The sequence below is a fragment of the Allobosea sp. OAE752 genome, from assembly GCF_050433265.1.
GTDB classification, from domain to species: domain Bacteria; phylum Pseudomonadota; class Alphaproteobacteria; order Rhizobiales; family Beijerinckiaceae; genus Allobosea; species Allobosea spartocytisi.
Genome location: NZ_JBNPXO010000016.1, coordinates 24,363 through 45,426 on the forward strand (window position 1 = coordinate 24,363; position 21,064 = coordinate 45,426).

A 21,064-nucleotide genomic window follows, 5' to 3' on the forward strand; every position below is an offset into this window, starting at 1 on the left:
GGAACGGAACACGTGATCTTATTTGCAAGACATGCAAGTCATTGCCAACTCGACATCGTCTCTCACCCTTCAGCTCCAGGACCAGCTTTCCCTCGAAGCCAACGGCTCCGCCGCAGTCGTTTCGCTTTAATCTCCCATGTCCAGGCCATCATGCCGCCTTCAGGCGCAAACGGCACTTGCCGCCCAGTCCATGTAACCGCGCGTGTTTCAACGCTGTGAAGCTTATTCGCAGAGATCAGGATTTTGAACCGGCCTCGCGGGACATATTGCCAAACCGGCCCTTTTAACTCTGCGGGTTTGGCGTTTGGACTACCGGATGATGATCAGTTCCACAACTGACGAACTGTTTTGCGGGGCTGTATCGTCGTCTGACATGCCGCAGTGAACTCCCGCTGGATCGTATTCCCCTCCAAGCCAAATTATCGATCGACAGGCTTAGATCATGTTGCGCGCTCGCTGCCTGGTCGAGCTTTTCCTGATGGGCCAGCCTCGGGCGGCAAGGATCTCGAACAATTTCCGGACGAGAACGGCCTCTGGTTGTTAAGGACAAACGTGGCTGCTCCGGCGCCACGGCGCGCTCGGTTCCGCCCAACCATATGCGCGTGGAATAGCCATCCGCGATGTGCTGCGCGGCCCAGCTCACTGCGATGAAACTCGCGGCCGAATTCGCGCGTTGAGTTTTCGAGAGCGCAAGCCTTGCGCTCGTTCCAGCGGCAATTCTCTAACTTGCGGGCCAAATGAATTCCCGACTCCGTCAGATGGTCATTGGCACCGTATCTGCTGCACTTGGCGTGGCGGGGAGCGTCCTTATCGGGAACCTGTTGCCCGACCCGCAGGAACTGCGTCAGCCGCTGGCGCACAGCCTCGCTTCAGACGATCGTCAGCTCAAAACCTCCATGGGAGCGCTTTTCGGATCGAACTATATTCCCGGAAATTCCGTGGAGACGCTCGTTAACGGCAATCAGATCTTTCCTTCGATGTTGCGGGCCATCCGCGAGGCGCAGCAAACGATCAGCTTTGAAACGTACATTTATTGGCGCGGCAACGTTGCAAATGAGTTTGCCGACGCTCTGTCGGCCAAGGCCCGCGAGGGCTTGAGCGTTAAGGTCCTGCTCGATTGGGTCGGAAGCATTCCCATGGATCAGGCGCTCATCACGCGGATGCATGAAGCCGGCGTGCAAGTCGTCCGCTTCCGGCCCGTCAGTTGGTACACGGTCGATCGTCTCAACAACCGCACTCATCGCAAACTTCTGATCGCGGATGGTCGTCTGGGATTCACTGGAGGGGTCGGAATCGGGGACGAATGGGACGGGGATGCCCGCTCGCCAAGCGAGTGGCGAGACAATCACTATCGGATCGAAGGACCGGCTGCGGCCGAGTTACAGGCGGCGTTTGCCGAACATTGGCTCGAAGCCACAGGCGAATTGCTGTTGGGGAATCGCTACTTTCCGGAGCTTGTGCCACAGGGCGAAAACGCAGCGCAGATTGTGGTGAGTTCACCGCATCAGCGCAACGTGATGCACCTGACGTTGATGACGGCGCTGGCATCCGCAGGGCGAAGTATACGTATCGCCACCCCTTATTTCGTGCCGGACGAGATGACGAGAGCCCAGCTTCTGGAAGCTCGCCGCCGCGGAGTGCAGGTCGAAATCCTAATTCCCGGCAGTCAGACCGACGCTCGGATCGTCAGGAAGGCGTCACGGCACTTTTGGGGGGAGCTTTTGGAAGCGGGAGTTAAAATCAGCGAATATCAGCCGACCTTCTATCACTGCAAGCTCGTGATCGTGGACGATATCTGGACGTCGATCGGATCGACAAACATCGATGATCGCGCGCTTCGCCTCAACGACGAAGCCAACGTCAATTTCTTTGACAGAGGCGTCGCTGCATCCCAGGTGGAAATCTTCAACAAGGATCTCGCAGCCTCCAGACCCTACACCCTGGCTGACTGGCAACGTCGAACGGCGAATGAAAAGTTCTCCGACTGGCTTGCAAGCCTGACGCGCTCGCAAATATAGCAGAAGCAGTTTTGGCGGCTCCGGTGCCCGGTGTCGTGAGCTCGGGCAAGGCAAGCGAGCGGCTGGAGATGGCGTGTCGGTTCAGGCCGCTCAAGCCGCGGGAACTGATCTGGGAGTGGTGCCACCGCGCGTACGACGGGGTAGCGGACATCGATTGCGTCGCGAACCCGCCGACAACAAGACGGCTCTCGTGGCGCCCAACTGGTCTGACGTCTAGGTGGCGTCGCCACGCTCCTTCAGAAGTTCGTTCAAGCGTTCCTGTTTCGCGTTGATCTGCTCCTGCAAATTTTCTTCGCGAGCCGAGCCTGAGGCGGCTGCCGCCAACTCGGTCAGATCCGAGACTTGCCGGCGCAGGAGAGCGATCTGGTCGTTGAGTGCATCATGATTGCCATTGGCCATGCTCGACGTCTCCGGTTGGAATGCTGTCAGACCTCTAGGATCCCAGAATCAGGACGCTCCAGAGGCTCTGCGGTTCCGTCGGCAACGGAGATTTGCACGAGAGCCAGAGGTCGCCTTGCAATCGCTGCTTCAAATCCCGACTTCAGATGTTTGGTCGCTCGATGGACGCCCGGGCTGGGCGAGACTATAAGGGTTGTTCCTTTTTCGTTCCCAGGTCTCATGACACGTCGATCAGGCAGCGCCGATCTCCCTTTGCATTACGGACGGGTTCCGCTCTGGCTCGGCGAACGCATGGCTAGATTGGGCAGCGTCATTTGCGAAGCGATCATCCAGCACTATGGCAGGGACGAGCTGCTACGGCGCTTTGCGCACCCTTTCTGGTTCCAATCCTTCGGCGCGATCATGGGTATGGACTGGCATTCTTCCGGAATCACGACCAGCGTCATCGGGGCGTTGAAACGCGGCCTGACGCCTCTTGCCGGCGAGCTGGGGCTTCATGTCTGCGGCGGACGGGGCAACCAATCCCGCCGCACACCTGCGGAGCTCGAACAGATCGGCGCCAAGGTCGGCTTCGACGGAACGGCCCTGGCGCAGGCAAGCCGGCTCGTCGCCAAGGTCGACAGCGCGGCAGTGCAGGATGGCTTTGACCTTTATCTGCACGGCTTCTTCGTAACCGATGACGGCCATTGGACAGTCGTGCAGCAGGGCATGAACGGCGATAGCGGCCTGGCGCGGCGCTATCACTGGCATTCCGAGGAGCTCGGCAGCTTTGTCGAGGCGCCCCACGCTGCGATCGAAGGGCGAAGTGCAGGCAATATCATCAACCTCACCGATGCATGCGCAGATCACGCGCGCGAGGCCCAGGTCGCGCTGCTGCGCGAACAGGGGCCCGACGGGATCGTTCGGGAATTGGCGGCGTTGCAGCCGGCTCACCCCAGCACTGATCGGAGCGCTCCGCAATTGACCCTCCCGCATCTCGTGATGCCGGCGCATCACGATGTCAGGCCCCAAGACGTGATGGTGCGACGCCTCCATGGCGCTTTGGCTGCTGCGGCCGACCGCGGCCCGGCCGATTTTTCCGAGCTCCTGCTCGTGCCCGGGATCGGCGCCCGCACGGTACGTTCCTTGGCGATGGTCGCCGAAGTGCTGCACGGTGCGCCCTGCCGTTTCAGCGATCCGGCGCGTTTTTCGCTGGCCCATGGCGGCAAGGACCGGCAGCCTTTCGCCGTGCCGATCAAAGTCTATGATCAGACGATCGCCGTCCTGCGCTCGGCCGTCAATCAAGCGAAGCTCGGTCAGGATGACCGTCTTGCCGCGATCGCGCGGCTGGACAGCGAGAGCCGCCGGCTGGAGCGGAGCGCGACAGGCCCGACGCTCGGCGAATATGTCGCCGAAGAACGGCGCCGTTCGCCTGCTTATGGCGGGCGAAGCGTTTTTGGCTGGGAGCGGTCCGAGGCAGGCGGGATCGACGCCGAAACGAGATCGCGACGCCGATAGAGTGCGGGCGGCCTTCTACTTCGGCATGGTTCCCGCGAGGCGTATGCAGGTGGGTGCATGGTCGCTAGCCTCGTTCCAGCCGCGGACAGGGCGGTCAACCTCGGCCGCCATCAGCTGCTCCGCCAGATTTGTACCGAGGAGCACGTGGTCGAGGCGCATGCCGCCATCGCGCCCGCATGCGTTCCTGAAATACTCGCAGAACGTGTAGATGCGCTCCTCGGGATGCATCTCGCGCAACGCCTCCGTCCAGCCTTGCGCGAGGATCGCCTGGCAGGCTCGCCGAACCTGGGGCAAAACAGCGCGTCTACTTCCGCGGGATCGCGCGAGCTGTCACTGGCCGTTTGACGAGACATCATGGCCGTTGGCGCGCGGGGTTCTGAAATGCACCGAAAAACTCTGCTGCTGCGAAAGTTACTGACTATTCTTTCAGGAGCCAAGAGCCGATCCGACGCGCGCTGGAGCTTCCGAAGTCATTACGAGGATGCTTCAGGGAACCGTTTATAAGACTTCTAAGTTAGGGCCTCCATCTGGGGGATAACCAGGAGATGGACCGATGAAGAAGATCATTCTCGTTACCGCCGTCGCGATGGCTCCGATGCTGGCGTTCGCCCAGAATCCCGAAGGCGCGCGTGGGGGCGCTGCCGCCGGTGCGGCGACCGGCGCCGTCGGTGGCGCGATCGTAGGCGGGCCTGTCGGGGCCGTCGTGGGCGGCGTCGGCGGCGCCGTCGTCGGTGGTATTGCGGGCGACGCCACGCCGCGCTTCAAGACCTATGTCAGGGCTCACGAAGTTCCATCGTATACCTATCAAGAGGATGTGCGTGTCGGCGCCGTGCTCCCGGAGACGGGCGTGACCTATCGTGAAGTCCCGGCCGAGTTCGGTGCGAAGGGCTATCGCTACACCGTTGTCAATGATCGAACGGTGATCGTCGAGCCGAAGACACGCAAGATCATCCAGGTCATCGAATAATGCCTTCCGACCCCGCGCTGTCGGCGCGGGGTCAATCGCTCTTGGTCTGACGTTCTGCCCTTGCTCTGGGATGGAAGAGCTTTTTCGTCGTCAGGTTAGCGGCCGGCCGAAAACGAGAAGGAGTGTTTAAACATCCGAGCTCAGGCGGTCGAACGTTACGAGATCACGCGTTACGGCCACATTAGTGGCTTGGGCGAAGCAACTCGGTCACAATGGCCGCGCATCGCTTCTGGAGCAACCTCGACGAGAGCTGCGACCGACGAGCAACTCGGAAAGTTCGCTATCAAGGGCATCTATCGCAAGGCTGCTTGAGCGTATGGCCTCGCCGGATACCCGGTGGTTTTTTTTCTTTTCGGAGAGTACGGGAGGCACGGTGCTTTCGTCAGAGCGGTTGCTCCGGTCAGAATCTCGCGCTGCGGATTATGGCGTGACCATTCGGGGGCCGATCATTTGCCGCATGCCACATGGGCTCTGCACAGTCTGACTCTAGCTCCCCGTGGTGGGCGTCCCGCCATCGCCGGTAATCCTCGCCGTCGCCACGCCCTCATAAGGGGCGGCCCTCCTTGGGCGTCTCCTTCCTAACTTCGATCGTCGTCGTTCGGGAGCGGCGGTCCTTTTGTTTTGAGCCGGCGCTGCGAGGAACGCGATCGCTTTCCGCCCGTTTGGTAGAGTAACAGCCCTCGGAGGAAACAATGGATCATTCTCAGCATATCCGCCTTTCAACGACCGACCTGACGCCGGACATTCTCGATGGCGCGACCATCTATGGCCCGGGCGACGAGAAAATCGGCTCGGTCTCGCATCTCCATGGCTCCGGCCCAATGGCGCAGGCCGTCATCGATGTTGGCGGCTTCCTCGGGATCGGAGCCAAGCCGGTCGCGGTGCCGGTCAACCAGCTCGAATTCATGCGCGATGAGGACGGAAACGTGCACGCGGTGACGAACTGGACGAAGGACGAGCTGAAGGCGATGCCGGAGCACGTCGACCCCTGATGCCAGTCATCGATCAACGGCTCCGCTGGCTTCGGCCAGCGGGGATGGAGACCACAAAGGATGCGCTTAAGGCGGCGCCTGAATTCAAGTATGAAGGTCGCTGGAAAAATAGGCTTAGCACTTTTCGCCGTGGGAACCGTTCACGAGGTCGCAAGTTCAAGATCTGCGTTCCGCTCCCGATGCCGAGAGTGCGCCGAGGGAGTCGATACGCTGCCGATCAACCGCGAGCAAATAGCTGCGAATGTACCGGCGTCCGATCGGCTGGTAGATTACTGATTTCAGTAGTGACCGTTCGCCTGCGCGCGACGATTAGGTCCGGCCTCCGAAAGGAAGCCGGGCCATTTTCGTTTCGTGGTTATCATGGGCAGCCGAACTTGACCGTGATTTGCCTTGGGCCAGCGGGCAGGTAACGGTTTGTCGGTTGTCTCCTCATCGCTTCTGGGAACGACTTGTCGCGACAAGCCGCAGTCGCAGGCCGCGGGTCCCGCAGGAAGCCTTGCTATCGGCGTGATAGAAGCGCCCTATGATTCTCAGCGCTGCCTTTGCGCGCTGGCACACCGCCCGAGTGCGGTTCGGCCGGCAATCGAAATCGAGATCATCATGAAATCCGGCCATGGCAGGTCGATCCTGCGAGACGGCACGGACCTCTCTATTGGTTATTGCTTCGCCCAGAACGAGTCCGGCCCGGGGTGTCAGGGCACGCTTATCGGAAATATCCGCTCGGTTGACCCGGGAAGCTTCGGTAATAGCTTCAGGCTCGTGCTCTACGAGGGGGAAGAGCTCGTTGCCCCGCTACCGCTTATTCGGATAGGCACGTGACTTCGTGGGCGGTGTTGCCGCGAATTAACACCGCGGCAGGACCCTTGCGGTAGATGGACGACATGGAAAACCCGTTCTTGATCGCAGCCGGTATGATAGCCGTGGTGGTGCTTGCCTGGCTCGCGTCCAAGAGGTGGGGCTAGATGAAATCCAGCCTCAGCTTAGCCACGCGGCAGGCAACGCGGTCGCTGCGAGCCTTCGTTCGCGTTCTGCCCGGCCCAATCGCTCGGTGCCGGGCCTTTTATTTTGGGCTAGTCGTCGCAGCGGTTGATGAGCTTCCGCTCGGACCCCGAAACGCGGCCAGTCGATAAAAAAGGCAGCACGGCAGGCACCGCAGCAGTTGATCAACCGCTATTGATGAGAGATCGCTGCTTCGCTCGCCGCTGGAGATACTCGACGAGGGATCTCTGAAGAGCCTCCCTCTCGCGAGCAGTCGCATCTGAATCCGACGAGGTCCCTTCCAGCGCGCGAATTCGTTCAAGGGTACGCCGGAACTCGGCAGCGCTCCCGATGGGACGAACGACACACTGGCGCGAGATGGCCATCATGACCGCCCAGAGGTGTCTATAATGTTGCCACGAGCCGCACGCTCCGGCACGTACTGCAACGGCGTTGCTGCGGTGTTCCGTCGTCCGCATCTTGGGTCGGCACGCATTACTGAAATCGCCGTCAGTCTTCGCTGCGGGTTAGCTGCTCGCCGGTGGGAACGATAGTGAAGACGCAATCGTCTTCGAAATGCACCGGGGTGCCATCGTCCAGCGAGTAGAATGTGGTCCCGAGGCCAGGGTAGCCTTGCCAGACTATGACCGTGTAGATGTTGCCGTCGTCGTCGCGACATCGCTCCCTGTAAAGCTCGCGATGTCGAAACGTCGATTGTAGCTCCGGCTCCTTGGGTTGTCTCGAAACCATCGTTGGCGCTCCGGTTCCTGCCGCTGTCATCAAACCGATCTGCGCCCAGGGAGTTCCGCCAGGAGCGATTTGGCCAGCTCGTTTGCGAGTCGGTTCGTTGCGGAGTGCTGGGCCCACTACGTGCGTTCATCGATCACGTTCGAAAATATCGCCGGCGAGACCCTCTGCTGCCGGGCGGTCCTTCAACGTCCGCTTGTTACTTCCAGCCAAATCACACCGAAACAGTCCTGAAGTTGCTCGTGAAGCGCCGTGCGCGAGAGACTTCCGTTGCTCAGCGTCCAAATGTCCAGTTTAGGCAAAGCCCCAAGCTACGTTTATGGCGCATATCCAGCACATTCTTGCGAACGCGCCGGGCCAGCCAAGCTGGCTGTCCCAGCACTGTGGATCGCGCATGCGACCAAGAAGCCGGCATCAACTGGATCGTCGCGGTTGATGGTCCAGCGTGCCGTGCCAAGTAGGCCAGCCGTGCCCTTCACGGGGGGCGCACGGCGCGTGCCATTCAGAGGGACTTCGCGAAGCCGGCAAGCCATGCACCTGAGGACGGCCTTTACTAGCCAGAGATTTTCCCTTGATCGCGACTGCCTGCAAAATCCCGCCATCACGGCATGCGCCTGTCAAACGCTTTGCCGGCGCAGGAGCCAGAGAAAATAGGGGCTTCCCAGCAGCGTCACCACGATGCCGGCCGGCAGCTCGTTGGGAAAAAGTGCGACACGCCCCAGCCAGTCCGCCGCCATCAGCAGCCCTGCGCCCATCAGCATCGCGCCTGCTAAATGCTGCACGGGGCGCGTCAGCCCGAGCATGCTCGCCATATGCGGTGCCATCAGCCCGACGAAGCTCATCGGGCCCGCGATCAGTGTACCGCAGGCCGTCAGCAGGGCAGCCGCGCACAGCACCAGCAGGCGGCTTGCCGGCGATACACCCACAGCTTTGGCCGTAGGCATGCCGAGCGGCAGCAGCGCAAGCCAGCGAGCCAGTGCCAGCAACGAAACGAAGAGGACCGGTGTCGCGACGAGCATTGCGGCAGCGATCGTCTCGCGTACCAACGACATCGAGCCCGAGATGAGCCGAAGCAGCACGAGTCCGCGCGGGTCGCCGCTGCCGACGAAGAGAGCGACGACGACCGCGAAGGCGGTGTTGATCGCAATCCCTGCCAGCAGCATCCGGGCAGCGGACATAGAGGACCGGTTGGAAAGCAGCAGGAGTAACAGGAAGGTTGCCACTGCGCCCGCGAACAAGGCACCCGTCTGAAAGAGCGGATCCAGCGGGAGGTCGAGCAGCAGCGCGCCGATCATTGCCAGCATGCCGCCGGCACCGATGCCGAGGACCTCGGGGCTGGCGAGTGGGTTGCCGGTCAGGCGCTGGATTAGACAACCTGCGCCGGCCAGCATCGCGCCGGCCGAGAGCGCGCCCGCCACGCGAGGCCACCGCCAGGGCAGGAGCGCGTGGAGTTGCGCACCGCTCGCCCACTGCCAGCCCCGAACTCCCGGCGCGAAGCTGATTGCGACGCAAAAGACAAGCAGGCACAGGCCAAGGAGCGTCGCGAGAATAACCAGAGGACGGGAGGCGCGCGCATTTCGCCCGGCGCCGTCGCGGGGCAACTCACCAGAGTGGCTCAGCCGCGGCAAAAGTAGCAGGAGCAGCGGCACGCCGATGAGGGCCGTCGCCGTGCCCGCTGGGAGTTGCTGCGCGCCGATCCCGATTCGGGATGCGAGCTCGTCCGCCAGCCAGAGCAGCGCCGCCCCGACAGGCGGTGCCCAGACGAACTGGTCGCGCAGGCGCCGCGCGCCGGCCAGCCTGGTGACGGCCGGCGCTGCGAGACCGACGAAGCCGATATTGCCGACCGCGCTGACGACGAAGGCCGTTAATGCGATGGCGACGACGAGCCCGGCCAACCGGGCCAGCCCCGGAGAGAGGCCGAGAGCAGCTGTCATACCCTCATCGAGCCCCAGCAGCGTCAGCGGCCTCAGCAGCAGGGCCGTGGCAAGAATCGCGGCAAAGAAACGCGGCAGCAGATAGGCCGTCCCGTCCCAGCCGCTCTGGGACAGGTTCCCACTGGCCCATAGATAAAGGCCCGCCACGGATTGATCGTTGAACAGGGCGAGCGCCGTAGCCACCGCTCCGCAGGTGATGTTGACGACGAGCCCAGCCAGAACAAGCCGAACTGGTGAGAGCGTGCGGCTCCAGCCGAGCAGGAAGACGAGCGTCCCCGCTGTAGCGGCGCCGGCGAAGGCAACGGCCTCGCGCGACGTCGCAAGCAGGGTCGGGGCATAGAAGGTCGCGCTTGCGATCGCCAAATAGGCTCCACTAGAAACGCCCAGCGTTGCCGGCTCCGCCAGGGGATTGCGCAGGATCTGCTGGAAAAGGACACCGGCCAGCGACAGGGCCGCGCCGCACAGCATGGCGATGAGAGCGCGCGGAAGCAGCGCGTCTCGCAACAACAGCTCCGCCATCGCATTCCGATCCGGTGCGCGAATGATCCGCAGCCAGGCTTCCGGCGGCGCCAGCCGCGTGAGATCGAACCAGAACAGGAACAGGGCTGGCGCTGCCAGCAGCACGAGCAAGATGGCGCGGCGGGGCAGGGCACGCACGGGGTTCGCCGTCATAAAGCACCGTCCGGCGCTGTCAGCGCGTCGGCGAGCAGGGTTACAAAGCGAGTGGCGGACGGCAGGCCGCCGTTATTTAGCACCTGTTCGACAACGCGGATGCGCCCCTCCCGCACGAAACGCAGTGCTTGCCAGAAGACGCTTCTGGCCAGTCGCGCGCCGGGATCTGCCAAGAGCGGTGTACGAAGCAGGAGAAGACGAGCCCCTGCTTCGGTCAGCTGCGCTAGTGGAACCGGCGCGAACCCAATGGGTGAGGCCGTCTTCCAGGCGTTGACGAGCCCGAGCGCTGTCAGGATCGCGTCGAACAGGCCGTTCGCGGTATGGATCGTCACATAGCGGTCGTCGATCGGGCTCGCGAGGTAGATCGGCCTGCCGTCATACGACGCGAGCCTGGCGCGTGCCCGGAGCATGGCTTCATCATGGGCAAGTGATAGCTGGGCCGCGGCAGCCGGGACGCCCAGAAAATCCGCCAGACGGGCCGTCTCGCGCTGCGAGCGGGCAAGCAGCTCGCGGCTGGGCTGGAACACCGCGAAAGGCTCCGTAGGCGCAATGCGGCTGAGCAATGGCAGGGCCGGTGTCAGAGCCGGCGTTGCCAGGATCGCGTCCGGGGCCAGCTCCTGGATGAGTTCAAAATTGGGGGCGAACAATAGGCCGACATCGGTCACACCGGCTTGCAGCCGCGGCGTGACGGCGTAACGATCGTACCAGCCCGGCGCGGGCACGCCGACCGGAACCCGGCCAAGCGCAAGCACGGTCTGGACGAGCCCCCAATCGAGCACGACGAGGCGCGACGGCGCCGCCCAGGCGCGGGGCTCTCTGGTCTCCGCTGCAAACGCCACCGCTGGCGGCGTCAGAGCGGCCGCCGCCGCCACCACCCGAAAGCTGTCGCGGCGCGTCAGGCCCTGCGGAGCTGATCTCTCGCTCAAGCCCTCACCACCGGTAGGACAGGGTCGCGTAGACCGTGCGCCCGACGCCCCAGCGGCAGCCGACAGCGGCGCAAGTGGAGACATATTTCCGGTCGAACAGATTGGTCGCGCTGACCGAGAGCTTAGTCCCCTTGAGTATCGGGCTCGCGGCGCCGAGATCGTAGTGCACGCCGGCATCGAACAAGGTCACGTTCGGGATCTTGATCGTGTTGGCATTGGTGGCGAAGAACGAGTCGACATAGCGAGCGCCGGCCGTCAAGCCGAAGCCGTTGAGCGGCCCGCTGCGGAAGGTGTAGTCGCCCCACAGGCTGGCGAAATTGCGTGGGGCGCCGGCCAGCTTCTTGCCGACGGTGCCGTCATTGGCTTTCTCCACCTCGGCGTCGAGATAGGTATAGGAAGCGCGGACGCTCAAATTTTCGGCGACGGTGGCCACAGCCGAGAACTCGATGCCGCGCGAGCGGACCTCGCCCGTCTGCACTTGGCTGCCGATAGGGTGTGTCGGATCGAGATCCGCAGTCAGGACATTCTTCTGGCGAAGATTGAACACCGATGCCGTCAGTAGGGCATTCCACCCGACCGGCTGGTACTTGATGCCCGCCTCGTACTGCTCTCCCTTCGTCGGATCGAAGGGGGTGCCGGTTGCAGCCGTGCCCGCCGTCGGCTGGAACGAGGTGGCATAGCTGACATAGGGCGCCAGGCCGTTGTCGAACTTGTAGAGCAGCCCGGTATGCCAAGTGAAGGCGTGGCTGGCCTGCTGCGTCGCGATACCGTTGACATGATTGCTGTTACTGCTGCTGACCCAGTCCTGCCGCCCGCCGAGCGAGAGGACGAAGCCGCCGAATTTGATCTGATCCTGTACGTAGACGCCGAGCTGGCGCTGGACCTGGTCGGCATTCTGGAAGACGCCCGGAAGCGGGATCAGCTGGCCGTAGACAGGGCTCAGCAGATCGAGCGCCGGTGCCGCGCCAAAGCGGGTGAAGTTGTCCCATTTCTTGTACTGATAATCGAGGCCGAGAATGGCCGTGTGCTGCAGCGGGCCGGTCACGAAATCGGCCTGCAGTTGGTTGTCGAGCGTGACCGTGTTGAGGTTTTCCTTGGCCATGTAAGCCTGGCGCTGGAGTGTGCGGTCGTCGGCGGCTACGCCGATAACCTGAGCCTCCCGATAGTTCAGGTCGATATGGCTGAAGCGCAGGTTCTGGCGGAACTTGAGAGTGTCGTTGAACCGATGCTCGAGTTCGTAGCCGACGGCCGCCTGGTTAAAGTCGAAACTCTCGAAATTGGGCTCGCCAGCGAAGAACGAGCGCGGGATCGAGCCATATCGATTGGGATAGAGCGTGCCGCGCAGCGGCAGGATGTTCCAGAAGCCTGCCTTGGGATCATGGAGATAGCTGGCGAGAAGCGTGAAGGACGTGTCCGCCGTCGGCCTCCAGGTCAGCGCCGGCGCAATGGCGACACGCTGCTGGTCGAGATGGTCCACCTGCGTGCCTGTGTCGCGGGCGATGCCGGTGAGGCGGTAGAGCAGCTTGCCTTCCGGGTCTATCGGCCCGCTGAAGTCGAAGGCCCCCTGGATGCGGTTAAAACTGCCGGTCTGGATCTGGACCTCGTGAAGTGGAGTCGCGGTCGGCCGCTTGCTGATCATGTTGAGGAGGCCGCCGGGCGATGCCTGGCCGTACAGTGTCGAGGACGGGCCTTCCAGAACCTCGGCCCGCTCCAGAAAATACGGGTCGACGCGTGGCGTCGACCAGGTGCCGGGCATGAGGCGCAGGCCGTCGACATAGGGATCGAGCGCAAATCCGCGGGCATTCACCGGCTCGAACCGGAAGTCGGCATCGTCGCTGAAATAGACGCCCGGCGCGTAGCGGACGGTGTCGCGGACGCTCTGCGCCTGCTGTGCGGTCATCTGCTCGCGCGTGATGACCGAGATCGTCTGCGGCGTCTCGAGGAGCGGCGTGCCGGTCTTAGTCGCGGTGGCGCTCTGCTGAGCGACATAGCCATTGACGGGGCCGCCGGCGACCTCGCCCTGGACGTCGATGGTGTCGAGCGCGATCGCGTCGCCGACATCGGCCGCCCCGCCGGCCGCGGGGCCCGTGATCGTGACGGTGCTGGCGTTGCTGAAGCGGTAGTTGAGACCCGACCCGCTAAGGATGCGCGCCAGCGCCTGGCCGCTGCTCATCGCGCCCTCGGCACCGGGCGATTGCTTGCCGCGGACCAGATTGGCGTCGAAGAAGAGCTGCACACCGGTCGTGCTCGAGAACGAGATCAGCGCCTGTGCAAGCGGCTGCGGGCGGATGTTGAAGCTCGCGCGCGCCGAAGCGGACTGCTGTGCCGATGCCGTCATCACGGACAGCGTTGCAAGCGAAGCGCCGAAGGCCAGCGCGAAGGCGAGCGACCGCGAATGGCCGGAGCGGGAAGGATCGATGGAGTAATCGCGACGCATGAACTGGCTGCCTCTTGGCCGCCCCTGCCGGGACGGTTTCATAAGGCGCGCCTGGACGCGCCCCCGATGATGGAGACACCCGGCCGGAGCAAATCAATGAACCTCGGTCCGAAAAAATTCGACTTCAGGAAGCCGGATATACGAAGGCGACGTAGCCGGTGGCATGGAAGATCCGGATCGGCAGCGTCTCCGCGATGGTCTGGAGCGCGGCCTCGGTCTGGCGCGTATCGAAAACCGCAGTGACCGGGATCGAACCGATCCTGTCGCTGGTCAGGATGATGCGCCCGCGCCGGTAGCGCTCCAGCTCGGCGAGCACGCGGCGCAGCGGCGTGTCCTCGAAGACGATGCGGTCACGGCGCCACGCCGCCACCGACGCGAGGTCCGCCTTGCGCGGCTGCTGCAGTCCCGCCCGATCGTAGCTGACCTGCCAGCCCTCCTCTATGCGCAACGCACCGGCCGCGCCGCTGCGGACTGCGACCGCGTGCCGGGCCACTGTCACGGTGGCCTGCCCCTCCACGAACTTCACGTCGAAGGCCGTGCCGAGTGCCCTTGCCGAGCCGGGCCCGGCGTCGACCACGAACGGCCTACCGCCCTCGGTTGCCACGTCGAAGAAGGCCTCGCCCTGGTGGAGGTCAACCCGGCGTTCGCTGCCGGTGAAGCGTGTCGACAGGGCGGAATAGGTGCCGAGCTCGACCGTACTTCCATCCGACAGCCTGAGGCTCTTGCGTTCGCCTGCTCCCGTCTTAAACTCGGCCAATAGCCCAGATTCCTGGGCGATATAAACGGCAGCGAGGCCGCTTGCCAGGACGAGCGAGCCAGCGACGATATTCCGGCGAGAGAGGCGCGTGGGCGACTGCCGCACACGATCGAATTCGGGCTGCACCACGTCCAGCCGCCTCCAGATCTCGGCCGCCCGCGTCCAGGCCTCAGCATGGTTGGCGCTCTGGGCGTGCCAGATTTCGAATGCCCGCCGATCGCCAGTCGTCGACTTCTCGTCGCGCAGGCGCACGAACCATTCGAGCGCTTCCATCAAGATCGGGTCTGTCGCCTCTCCCTTCATGCGCCTTCCAAGATTCCCTCGCGAGCCCTGGCGATTCAGAAAGCCGGAGCCCATACGTCTATAATACCCGAGGGCTCGAAAGAACGAACGATGCTCCGCTCTACCGTACGAAATGCCGGTCGAGGTCCGCCAAGGCGAGGACGATGTGGGAAATCACCGTATTGCGCGAAATGCCCTTCCGGTCCGCGATCTCGTCGTAGTTCAGGCCCTCGAACTTATGGAGAACGAAAACCTCGCGCCGGCGTGGCGGCAGAGCCGCGATAGCCTCCATGACGCGCCGCAACTCCGAACGATGCAGCACGACGAGTTCGGGCGAGGGCCGGCTGTCGGGAACGGCGTGGAACTGCTCGTCCCCCAGCTCGACCTCACCGCGTCGGCCGATATCCCTAAGGTGATTGAGCGCTAGATTTCGTGCGGTGCTGGTGAGATAGGCCGGACGGTTCTCGATATCCTTCGCGTCGAGCGCGGCCAGCAGCTTCTCGAACGACTGATGCACGAGGTCTTCCGCCGCCTCGCCATTTCCGACGAGCCGTCTGATGATGCGCTGCAGCCGCAATCTCTGGGAGAGATAGAGAGCAGAGATATCGAGCGCTTGGGTTTGCATCCAGGGAGAAGGTCCTAGAACTTCGACTGGCTCGGTTGGCCGCCCGTTTCCGCTACGCCAGTACGATGAATCAAATTATCGTGCAATAACAATAGTTTATATTGCTTCTAAGCTGATCGGCCTGCCCGCTGAAAAGGGGTCCTCTGTGAAGTAGGCTTTTGAGCCTTGGGGGATGTCGCTATAGCGCGCAAGAAGCATAAGCCTGAAGAGATCGTCGCGAAGCTGCGAAGGTGGACGTGTTGTCGTCGCAAGGTCGGCCGGTTGCCGAGGCGATCCGCACGATCGGAGTGATGGCCTTCACCTGTTATGGTTGGCGCAAGGGGTTCAGCGGCCTGAAGAGCGATCAGGTGAAGCGCTTGAAGGATCCCGAGAGCCTTCGCGTCCTGCTGGTGCGCGGGCTCAATGGGAAATGCGTTGCGTCGTCATTCCACGGGTCGAACACGCTTGCTCCGGAGGGCTTGGCGTCCCTCACATTGCGCGTGACCAGATAGAGATCATGCTCGATGGCGCATGCGGCGAGCAGCCTGTCGATCACCGGCGGCGCATGTCCGCTGGCCCGTTTCACCTCACCGGAGATTCGCCCCCAGCGCCGCACAACGTCGTCACCAAGCGAAAGCACACGCGGGGCCGAACCGTTCGGCGAGCGCATCGCGCGCCGCGATGTAACGCGGCCGCGCGGTGTGGTCCGCGGGTAAGTTGTGGATGCCCTTATCGTACTCGGCCAGGGTCAGCACACTAATATGGAAAGTGTCCTCGTCCTGCCGGGCGGCCCAAGACTTCACCGATGGCGCGCCTTTCGGATTGATCAGAGCGGCGACGACATTGGTATCGAGCAGCCAGCCCTTCAAAGCTCGACATCCCGCCCGCGATCCGCCTCGCGTTCCAGGTCGAGGCCGCCGAGATGCAGGCTCTCCATGAACGCGACGAAGGGCGGGCGAGGCTTCGCTGGCGCGAGGCGCTCGAACTCCTCGACGCTCATGACGACGACGGCGTCCTGGCCCCGCACCGTCACGTGCTGCGGGCCGTCCTCCCGGGCATGGCGCACCACCTCGCTGAAGCGGGCCTTCGCATCCTCGAGCTTCCAGCGTCCGGCCGCCGCTCGGCCGCCGGATGCTTTGCCTGTCCTTGCACGCTCTGCCTGTTTGCCCATCGATCCATGCCTAGCCAGCTAGTCAGATAAACAGCACGCGGCTCTGCGAATTTCCAGACCGCGGCCTGGGAGCGCGGCCGGGAATGGCGCGCTGGCGCGGCCCGCCCCGGACGGCGGTCCTGCCGGGTCGGGCGAGGCCGCGCCGTCCTCAACTGCCGTTCCGGCCTGTCCACCCCTACGCGCAGGCACGCCGGCACTCCGGTCGGGTGCGCGGACCGACCTCCTGACGCCAGCCGACACTTTCACCACCGAAAGGCAGCCGCGAGGCTTAAATATCGGCCTGCGGGGGCGCTCTCTAGTCGCGGCGGGCCAGAAGTCGAATTCTGCGACGCTATACGCCATCGACCCGCAATCCGGTGCGATAAAGGAGCTTCAGAGAATCGCGCTCGGCAAGACCAAAACGGGGTCGAGATCAGCGACCTTCCATGATCGACTACACCGGAATTGAGCGGTATGTTGCCGGCCAATCCGAAGGTCTGCTTCTGGGCGGCGGGCCAGCATCCGCAACTTGCGGGGTGAGCTCAAGCCCGCACGACATCTGACAGGTCAGCGAGAGTGGACGTCGAGCTTGGCCGCCCTCAAAACAGCATTTCGACGCGTCCCTTGAGGGCGTGATCGCGGGAGCGTTCACCGATGGCGGCGGAGTAGGTCAAGCCGAGCACGGTGGCCTGCGATATCCGCCAGTCGAGCCCGGCCTCGGCGACGAGCGCCTCGCGGTCGATCCTGGCGGCGAAGACCGTGGCCGGGGTGGTGCCGGCGACGAAGGCGGTGCGTGCCTGCGGGATGAGCTCGCCAAAGCCGTGGCGCCAGCCAAGCATGGCGCGGGCAAACAGCGGCACCGCCCCAAGCTGTGCCTCGCCGCGCAGGCCCAGCGTGCTGAAGCCCAGCGTCTGGTCGCTGGAGAGCAGGCGCAGGGCCGCTGCCCCGCCGCGCTCGCTGCCGGCATCCGTGCTGACCCGGATCAGCGCCAGCTGCGCGAAGGGTTCGAGCGCGAAGCCGCTGAAGGCGAGGCCATAGCCGAGCTCGGCGAAGCCTTGCGCGACCTGGCCCGGACGCTGCAGGCGCAGGAGGTCGCCGAAGCCGCGGATTGAGACCTGACGGCGGATGTCGCTCTCGCTCCACGAATAGGCCGCGCCGGCATCGAAGCGCAGGCTGCCGAAGCGGGCCCCGGTATAGAGCGCGGCATGGCCGCTCTCGAGCCTGCCGCTGGAGAGACGTGCATTGAGGTCGAAGCGCGACTGGCTGTAGCCGCCGGCTACGCCGATCTTCAGCGAAGAGCCCGGCGCGTCATAGAGCATGAGATCCGCCCCGAGCAGCGCCCCGCCGCTGCGGTGGTTGAGGCTCGCGGCATTGCCGTCGCCATCGCTGTCGCCGGTGCTGCCGAAGGCCGTCCCCCAGAGCGCATAACGCGGCGGTGGCACCGGGGCCGGCATCGTGATCACACCCTTCCTGCCCGGCAGGTCGGCGCTGAAGGCGCCTGCGACCTGGCCTGGCGCCTGCGTCAGCAGTGGGCTGCGCAGATGGCCAAGGATGGTGTCGCGCACCAGCCGGCTCTCATCGATCATCACCGAGACGCCCTGAGCATGTGCCTCGCCCGAAATGAGGTCGAAGCCGGCACGGGCCTCGGCCGCCGTCGCCGAGATCAGTGTGTCGTAGACCGGATTGCCGCCTCCCAGACGCTCCGCCGCGGTCGCGATGAAGCTCTGGTTGCGCGTCTGAGCGATGTAAGGGCGCTGCCCGCCGGACCCACCGCCCGTGCTGCCGCCGCCATCGGGGCCGAAGCCGGTGGCGTTGCGGGTCATGGTCAGCGTGACGTTCTGGCTGTCATAGGCCAGCGACGGCGTGAGGAAGGCGAGGTTCGAGCTGACGCCGCTGAAGCTACCGCCGACCCCGCCCGAGGCGGTCAGGATGGTGTAGTTGGTCGCCGCCGCGTAATTGCCGGTCTGCGCCAGTACCTGCACCGTGCCGCCCGAGATCGTCGCCGAGCCCGAGGCCGCGATCCTGTCGCTGCTGCCGGAGGCGTTGACCTCGACCTGATAGGTCGAGCCCGAGGCGAACGAGACATTGCCCGAGACGGTCAACGTTCCGATCGAGTTGCCCGGTGCCACCGTGCCGCCGGCATCGGCGGCGATACCGCCGACCGCGCCGGAGCCACCGAGCGTCGCACCGCTCAGCACCGTCACCGCCGAGGAGCCGAGCGAACCGTTGACCGAGAGCTTGCCGGCTTCGATCGTGGTTGCGCCGGCCAGCGCGCTCGTGCCGGTCAGGTCGAGATTGCCCGCGCCGCGCTTGGCGAAGGAACCGGAGCCATTGATCGCGTTGGCGAAATTGGCGTCCACCGGCTGGTCGATGACGAGTGCGCCATTGTTCACGATCTGGCTGACGCCAAGGCTGCTGGCCGAGCCGATCAGCGTGCCCTGCGCGACCAATGTGCCGCCGGAATAGCTGTTGGCGCCGGTCAAGGTGAGCGAGCCGGCACCGCGCTTCTGCACGTCGCCCGTGCCCGAGATCGCACCGGCGAAGGCAAAGTCGTCCGAGCGATTGAAGGCGAGCGTCCGATTGTCGACGACAGGGCCGCTGATCGAGCCCGAGGTGCCGCCATCGCCGATCTGCAGGACGCCGTCGGCGATCATGGTCCCGCCGGCATAGCTGTTCGTTCCGGTCAGCACCAGCGCGCCGCCGCCGGTCTTCGTCAGGGCGCCGCTGCCGCCGATGCCACCCGACCAGGACAGGTCCGCATCGGTCTGGATTATGCCGCCTGCGGCATCGAGCACGGCATTGCGGGCCGAGGTGAAGCTCGCCGTCGTCCTCAGCGTGCCGCCATCGAGGCTCAGGCCGCCGGCGGCCGCGCCAAGATTGGCATCGGCCGAAACCTGGAGCACGCCGCCGGCAATTGTCGTCCCGCCTGTGTAGCTGTTGGTACCCGAGAGGATGAGCCTGCCACCGCCCGCCTTGACGATGGCCGTGCCGTTGCCATCGACGATGGTCGAGCCGATGCTGGCGACGACCCCATTGTCGACATTGAAGGTGCCGGCTCCTCCGCTCGCCGGCGCGATCGAGAGCGTGCCGCCGCTCAGCGCATAGCCGTCTGTCGAGAATTGCAGCGTGTCGAAGCCCACCGGGCCGACAACGCTCACTGCCCCGCCCGCGCTGCCGGCGAAGATGCCGACCGAGCCGCCCCAACCGGCATTGGCGCTGCCAGTGCTGCTGGTCCAATTGCTGCCGAAGCCGGACCAGGTGCCGGCGCCACCGTCGACGGTGCCGTTGCCGGAGGTATTGGATCCGTCCCAGAACTGCATGCTCTGGCCGGCTCCGAGCACGGCGAAGTTGACTTGTCCCGCGACAGCCGTCTCCACTTGCGCGCTGGCGATGGTGAAGCCGCCCTGGGTCGAGGTCACGCTCTGGCTGTCGAAGCTGCCGGTGAGCGTGCCGCCATAGTCGAACAGGCGATAATAGCCGGCCGCCGCAGCGCTCGCGTCGAGCGCGCCGCCGAGCGTCAGGTTGCCGGCAACTTCGACGAGGTCGTTGCCGGTGACGGGATCGCTGCCGCCGACCACTCCCGGCGTGTTCAGCTCGAAGACCGAGGTCGAGCCGCTGTTGAGTGTCAGCGATCCAACCGTCAGCGTGCCGGGGCTGTGGCCCGCCGACATGGTGCCGTCCACCGTCACGGCTCCGGCGATGCTGCCGGTCCCGGACAGGGTCGCGCCGGCTGCGACCGTCACCGCCCCGAGCCCTGTCAGGGCGCCGTCGACGCGGAGCTCGCCGGCGGAAACCGTCGTGGTGCCGCCATAGCTGCTGGTTCCGCTCAGCGTCTGCCGGCCCGCGCCCTGCTTGACGATGCCGCCCGTGCCGCCGATCGAACCGGCGAAGGCCTGGTTCGTCGCATTGCCGAAGGTCAGCGTGTTCGTGCCGAGTGTAACGGTGCTGCCGCCGACGCCGGAGAGCGCGCCGATCGTCTGGTTGGAAGCGGCAAAGCCGAGGTCGAACTCAGCGCCTGCGGCGGCAAGGCGGAGGCTGCCGCTCGTGGCAAGGCTGCCCGAGCCGGCCAACGCCAGCGCGCCAGCCGCAATCGTGGTCCCGCCGGTATAGATGGTGCTGTCCATCAGCGTCTGCCTGCCGGAGCCCTGCTTGACGATGCCCCCGGTGCCGCCGATCGCGCCGGCGAAGGTCTGATCTGTCGCATTGCCGAAGGTCAGCACATTGGCGCCGAGCGTGATGGCGGTGCCGGCCACACCCGACAAGGCACCGATGGTCCGGTTGCCGGATGCCCCGCTGATGTCGAACCCGGCGCCTGCGGCGGCAAGGCGGACGCTGCCGCTCGCGGCAAGGCTGCCGGCGCCGTCCAGCGCGAGCGTGCCGGCCGCAATCGTCGTGCCACCTGTATAGGTGCTGGTGCCCGTCAGCGTCTGCCTGCCCGTGCCTTCCTTGGTGAGCGCGCCGTCGCTGCCCGAGACCGCGCCGCTGAAGGAGGAGTTCGCATTTTGCGAGCCAACGGTCAGAACCGCCCCGGTACCGAGTGCGATCAGCCCGCTGCCGCTGAGGCCGTTCACTGCCAGCGAAGAGTTCAGTTGGTGCGTCCCGTCGATCTGCAGATTGGTGGAGCTTTCCACTGCCGCGGGGTTGCTGGTCGCCAACGTTGCATCGGGGCGAACCTCGAGAGTACCGATGCTGGCGCCGGTGCCG

General features: G+C 64.5%; 14 protein-coding genes and 2 pseudogenes. 6 read left to right on the forward strand and 10 right to left on the reverse strand.

Features of this window, described 5'->3' with window-relative positions; genetic code table 11:
• Nucleotides 1-758 precede the first annotated feature (758 nt).
• Nucleotides 759-2,018 (forward strand): phospholipase D-like domain-containing protein, encoded by a 1,260-nt coding sequence (locus GGC47_RS26370; RefSeq protein ID WP_429069672.1) that lies wholly within the window; start codon nucleotides 759-761, stop codon nucleotides 2,016-2,018.
• A gap of 213 nt (nucleotides 2,019-2,231) precedes the next feature.
• Here GGC47_RS26370 and GGC47_RS26375 read toward each other — a convergent pair whose 3' ends face one another.
• The gene (locus tag GGC47_RS26375; protein ID WP_429069674.1) at nucleotides 2,232-2,417 is read right to left on the reverse strand and encodes a hypothetical protein; all 186 of its coding nucleotides are present in this window, start codon (nucleotides 2,415-2,417) and stop codon (nucleotides 2,232-2,234) included.
• Nucleotides 2,418-2,636: 219 nt separating this feature from the next.
• On the opposite strand from GGC47_RS26375, the gene GGC47_RS26380 reads away from it, so the two are divergent.
• Nucleotides 2,637-3,914: a DUF763 domain-containing protein gene (locus tag GGC47_RS26380; RefSeq protein WP_429069677.1), complete on the forward strand. Its 1,278-nt coding sequence runs from the start codon at nucleotides 2,637-2,639 to the stop codon at nucleotides 3,912-3,914.
• Between the two features lie 15 nt (nucleotides 3,915-3,929).
• On the opposite strand, the gene GGC47_RS26385 is transcribed toward GGC47_RS26380, so the two are convergent.
• Entirely contained in the window at nucleotides 3,930-4,151 is a 222-nt protein-coding gene (locus GGC47_RS26385; protein WP_429069680.1) for an exonuclease/endonuclease/phosphatase family protein, read from the reverse strand.
• A gap of 316 nt (nucleotides 4,152-4,467) precedes the next feature.
• Between GGC47_RS26385 and GGC47_RS26390 the strand changes: the two genes are divergently transcribed.
• Together GGC47_RS26390 and GGC47_RS26395 are read left to right on the forward strand one after the other, a co-directional pair.
• Entirely contained in the window at nucleotides 4,468-4,881 is a 414-nt protein-coding gene (locus GGC47_RS26390; RefSeq protein WP_429069682.1) for a DUF1236 domain-containing protein, read from the forward strand.
• Nucleotides 4,882-5,573: 692 nt separating this feature from the next.
• On the forward strand, nucleotides 5,574-5,873 hold the full coding sequence (locus GGC47_RS26395; RefSeq protein ID WP_429069685.1) for a PRC-barrel domain-containing protein: 300 nt from the start codon (nucleotides 5,574-5,576) through the stop codon (nucleotides 5,871-5,873).
• Nucleotides 5,874-8,215: 2,342 nt separating this feature from the next.
• On the opposite strand, the gene fhuB is transcribed toward GGC47_RS26395, so the two are convergent.
• From fhuB to GGC47_RS26420, 5 genes are all read right to left on the reverse strand, one after another.
• Nucleotides 8,216-10,204, reverse strand: coding sequence for a Fe(3+)-hydroxamate ABC transporter permease FhuB (gene fhuB, locus GGC47_RS26400; protein WP_429069687.1), 1,989 nt, complete (start codon nucleotides 10,202-10,204; stop codon nucleotides 8,216-8,218).
• Complete coding sequence (locus tag GGC47_RS26405; protein WP_429069689.1) at nucleotides 10,201-11,130, reverse strand: ABC transporter substrate-binding protein; 930 nt, start codon at nucleotides 11,128-11,130, stop codon at nucleotides 10,201-10,203. The genes fhuB and GGC47_RS26405 overlap by 4 nt, the downstream gene beginning before the upstream one ends.
• A gap of 4 nt (nucleotides 11,131-11,134) precedes the next feature.
• Complete coding sequence (locus GGC47_RS26410) at nucleotides 11,135-13,567, reverse strand: TonB-dependent siderophore receptor (protein ID WP_429069690.1); 2,433 nt, start codon at nucleotides 13,565-13,567, stop codon at nucleotides 11,135-11,137.
• A gap of 124 nt (nucleotides 13,568-13,691) precedes the next feature.
• Entirely contained in the window at nucleotides 13,692-14,627 is a 936-nt protein-coding gene (locus GGC47_RS26415) for a FecR family protein (RefSeq protein WP_429069692.1), read from the reverse strand.
• Between the two features lie 100 nt (nucleotides 14,628-14,727).
• A complete protein-coding gene (locus GGC47_RS26420) occupies nucleotides 14,728-15,231 on the reverse strand; it encodes an RNA polymerase sigma factor (RefSeq protein WP_370955450.1) in 504 nt (167 codons plus the stop codon).
• Between the two features lie 180 nt (nucleotides 15,232-15,411).
• On the opposite strand from GGC47_RS26420, the pseudogene GGC47_RS26425 reads away from it, so the two are divergent.
• Nucleotides 15,412-15,602, forward strand: a pseudogene (locus tag GGC47_RS26425) (IS3 family transposase); the annotation flags it as partial.
• Here GGC47_RS26425 and GGC47_RS26430 read toward each other — a convergent pair.
• Both GGC47_RS26430 and GGC47_RS26435 read right to left on the reverse strand, forming a co-directional pair.
• Nucleotides 15,575-16,079 (reverse strand): annotated as a pseudogene (locus GGC47_RS26430) (PIN domain-containing protein). The pseudogenes GGC47_RS26425 and GGC47_RS26430 overlap by 28 nt on opposite strands.
• Nucleotides 16,076-16,381, reverse strand: a complete 306-nt coding sequence (locus GGC47_RS26435) for a type II toxin-antitoxin system Phd/YefM family antitoxin (RefSeq protein WP_112764270.1) — start codon at nucleotides 16,379-16,381, stop codon at nucleotides 16,076-16,078. The pseudogene GGC47_RS26430 and the gene GGC47_RS26435 overlap by 4 nt, the downstream one beginning before the upstream one ends.
• Before the next feature lie 223 nt (nucleotides 16,382-16,604).
• On the opposite strand from GGC47_RS26435, the gene GGC47_RS26440 reads away from it, so the two are divergent.
• Nucleotides 16,605-16,829 (forward strand): beta-propeller fold lactonase family protein, encoded by a 225-nt coding sequence (locus GGC47_RS26440; protein ID WP_429069716.1) that lies wholly within the window; start codon nucleotides 16,605-16,607, stop codon nucleotides 16,827-16,829.
• A gap of 130 nt (nucleotides 16,830-16,959) precedes the next feature.
• Here the strand turns inward: GGC47_RS26440 and GGC47_RS26445 are convergent, their stop codons facing one another.
• Entirely contained in the window at nucleotides 16,960-21,015 is a 4,056-nt protein-coding gene (locus tag GGC47_RS26445) for an autotransporter outer membrane beta-barrel domain-containing protein (protein WP_429069693.1), read from the reverse strand.
• Nucleotides 21,016-21,064 lie beyond the last annotated feature (49 nt).

Excerpts from the sequence above, each read along its gene's own strand:
- GGC47_RS26370 (WP_429069672.1), top strand. The coding sequence starts at position 759 with ATGGTCATTGGCACCGTATCTGCTGCACTTGGCGTGGCGGGGAGCGTC.
- GGC47_RS26375 (WP_429069674.1), bottom strand. The coding sequence starts at position 2,417 with ATGGCCAATGGCAATCATGATGCACTCAACGACCAGATCGCTCTCCTG.
- GGC47_RS26380 (WP_429069677.1), top strand. The coding sequence starts at position 2,637 with ATGACACGTCGATCAGGCAGCGCCGATCTCCCTTTGCATTACGGACGG.
- GGC47_RS26390 (WP_429069682.1), top strand. The coding sequence starts at position 4,468 with ATGAAGAAGATCATTCTCGTTACCGCCGTCGCGATGGCTCCGATGCTG.
- GGC47_RS26395 (WP_429069685.1), top strand. The coding sequence starts at position 5,574 with ATGGATCATTCTCAGCATATCCGCCTTTCAACGACCGACCTGACGCCG.
- fhuB (WP_429069687.1), bottom strand. The coding sequence starts at position 10,204 with ATGACGGCGAACCCCGTGCGTGCCCTGCCCCGCCGCGCCATCTTGCTC.
- GGC47_RS26410 (WP_429069690.1), bottom strand. The coding sequence starts at position 13,567 with ATGCGTCGCGATTACTCCATCGATCCTTCCCGCTCCGGCCATTCGCGG.
- GGC47_RS26415 (WP_429069692.1), bottom strand. The coding sequence starts at position 14,627 with ATGAAGGGAGAGGCGACAGACCCGATCTTGATGGAAGCGCTCGAATGG.
- GGC47_RS26420 (WP_370955450.1), bottom strand. The coding sequence starts at position 15,231 with ATGCAAACCCAAGCGCTCGATATCTCTGCTCTCTATCTCTCCCAGAGA.
- GGC47_RS26435 (WP_112764270.1), bottom strand. The coding sequence starts at position 16,381 with ATGGGCAAACAGGCAGAGCGTGCAAGGACAGGCAAAGCATCCGGCGGC.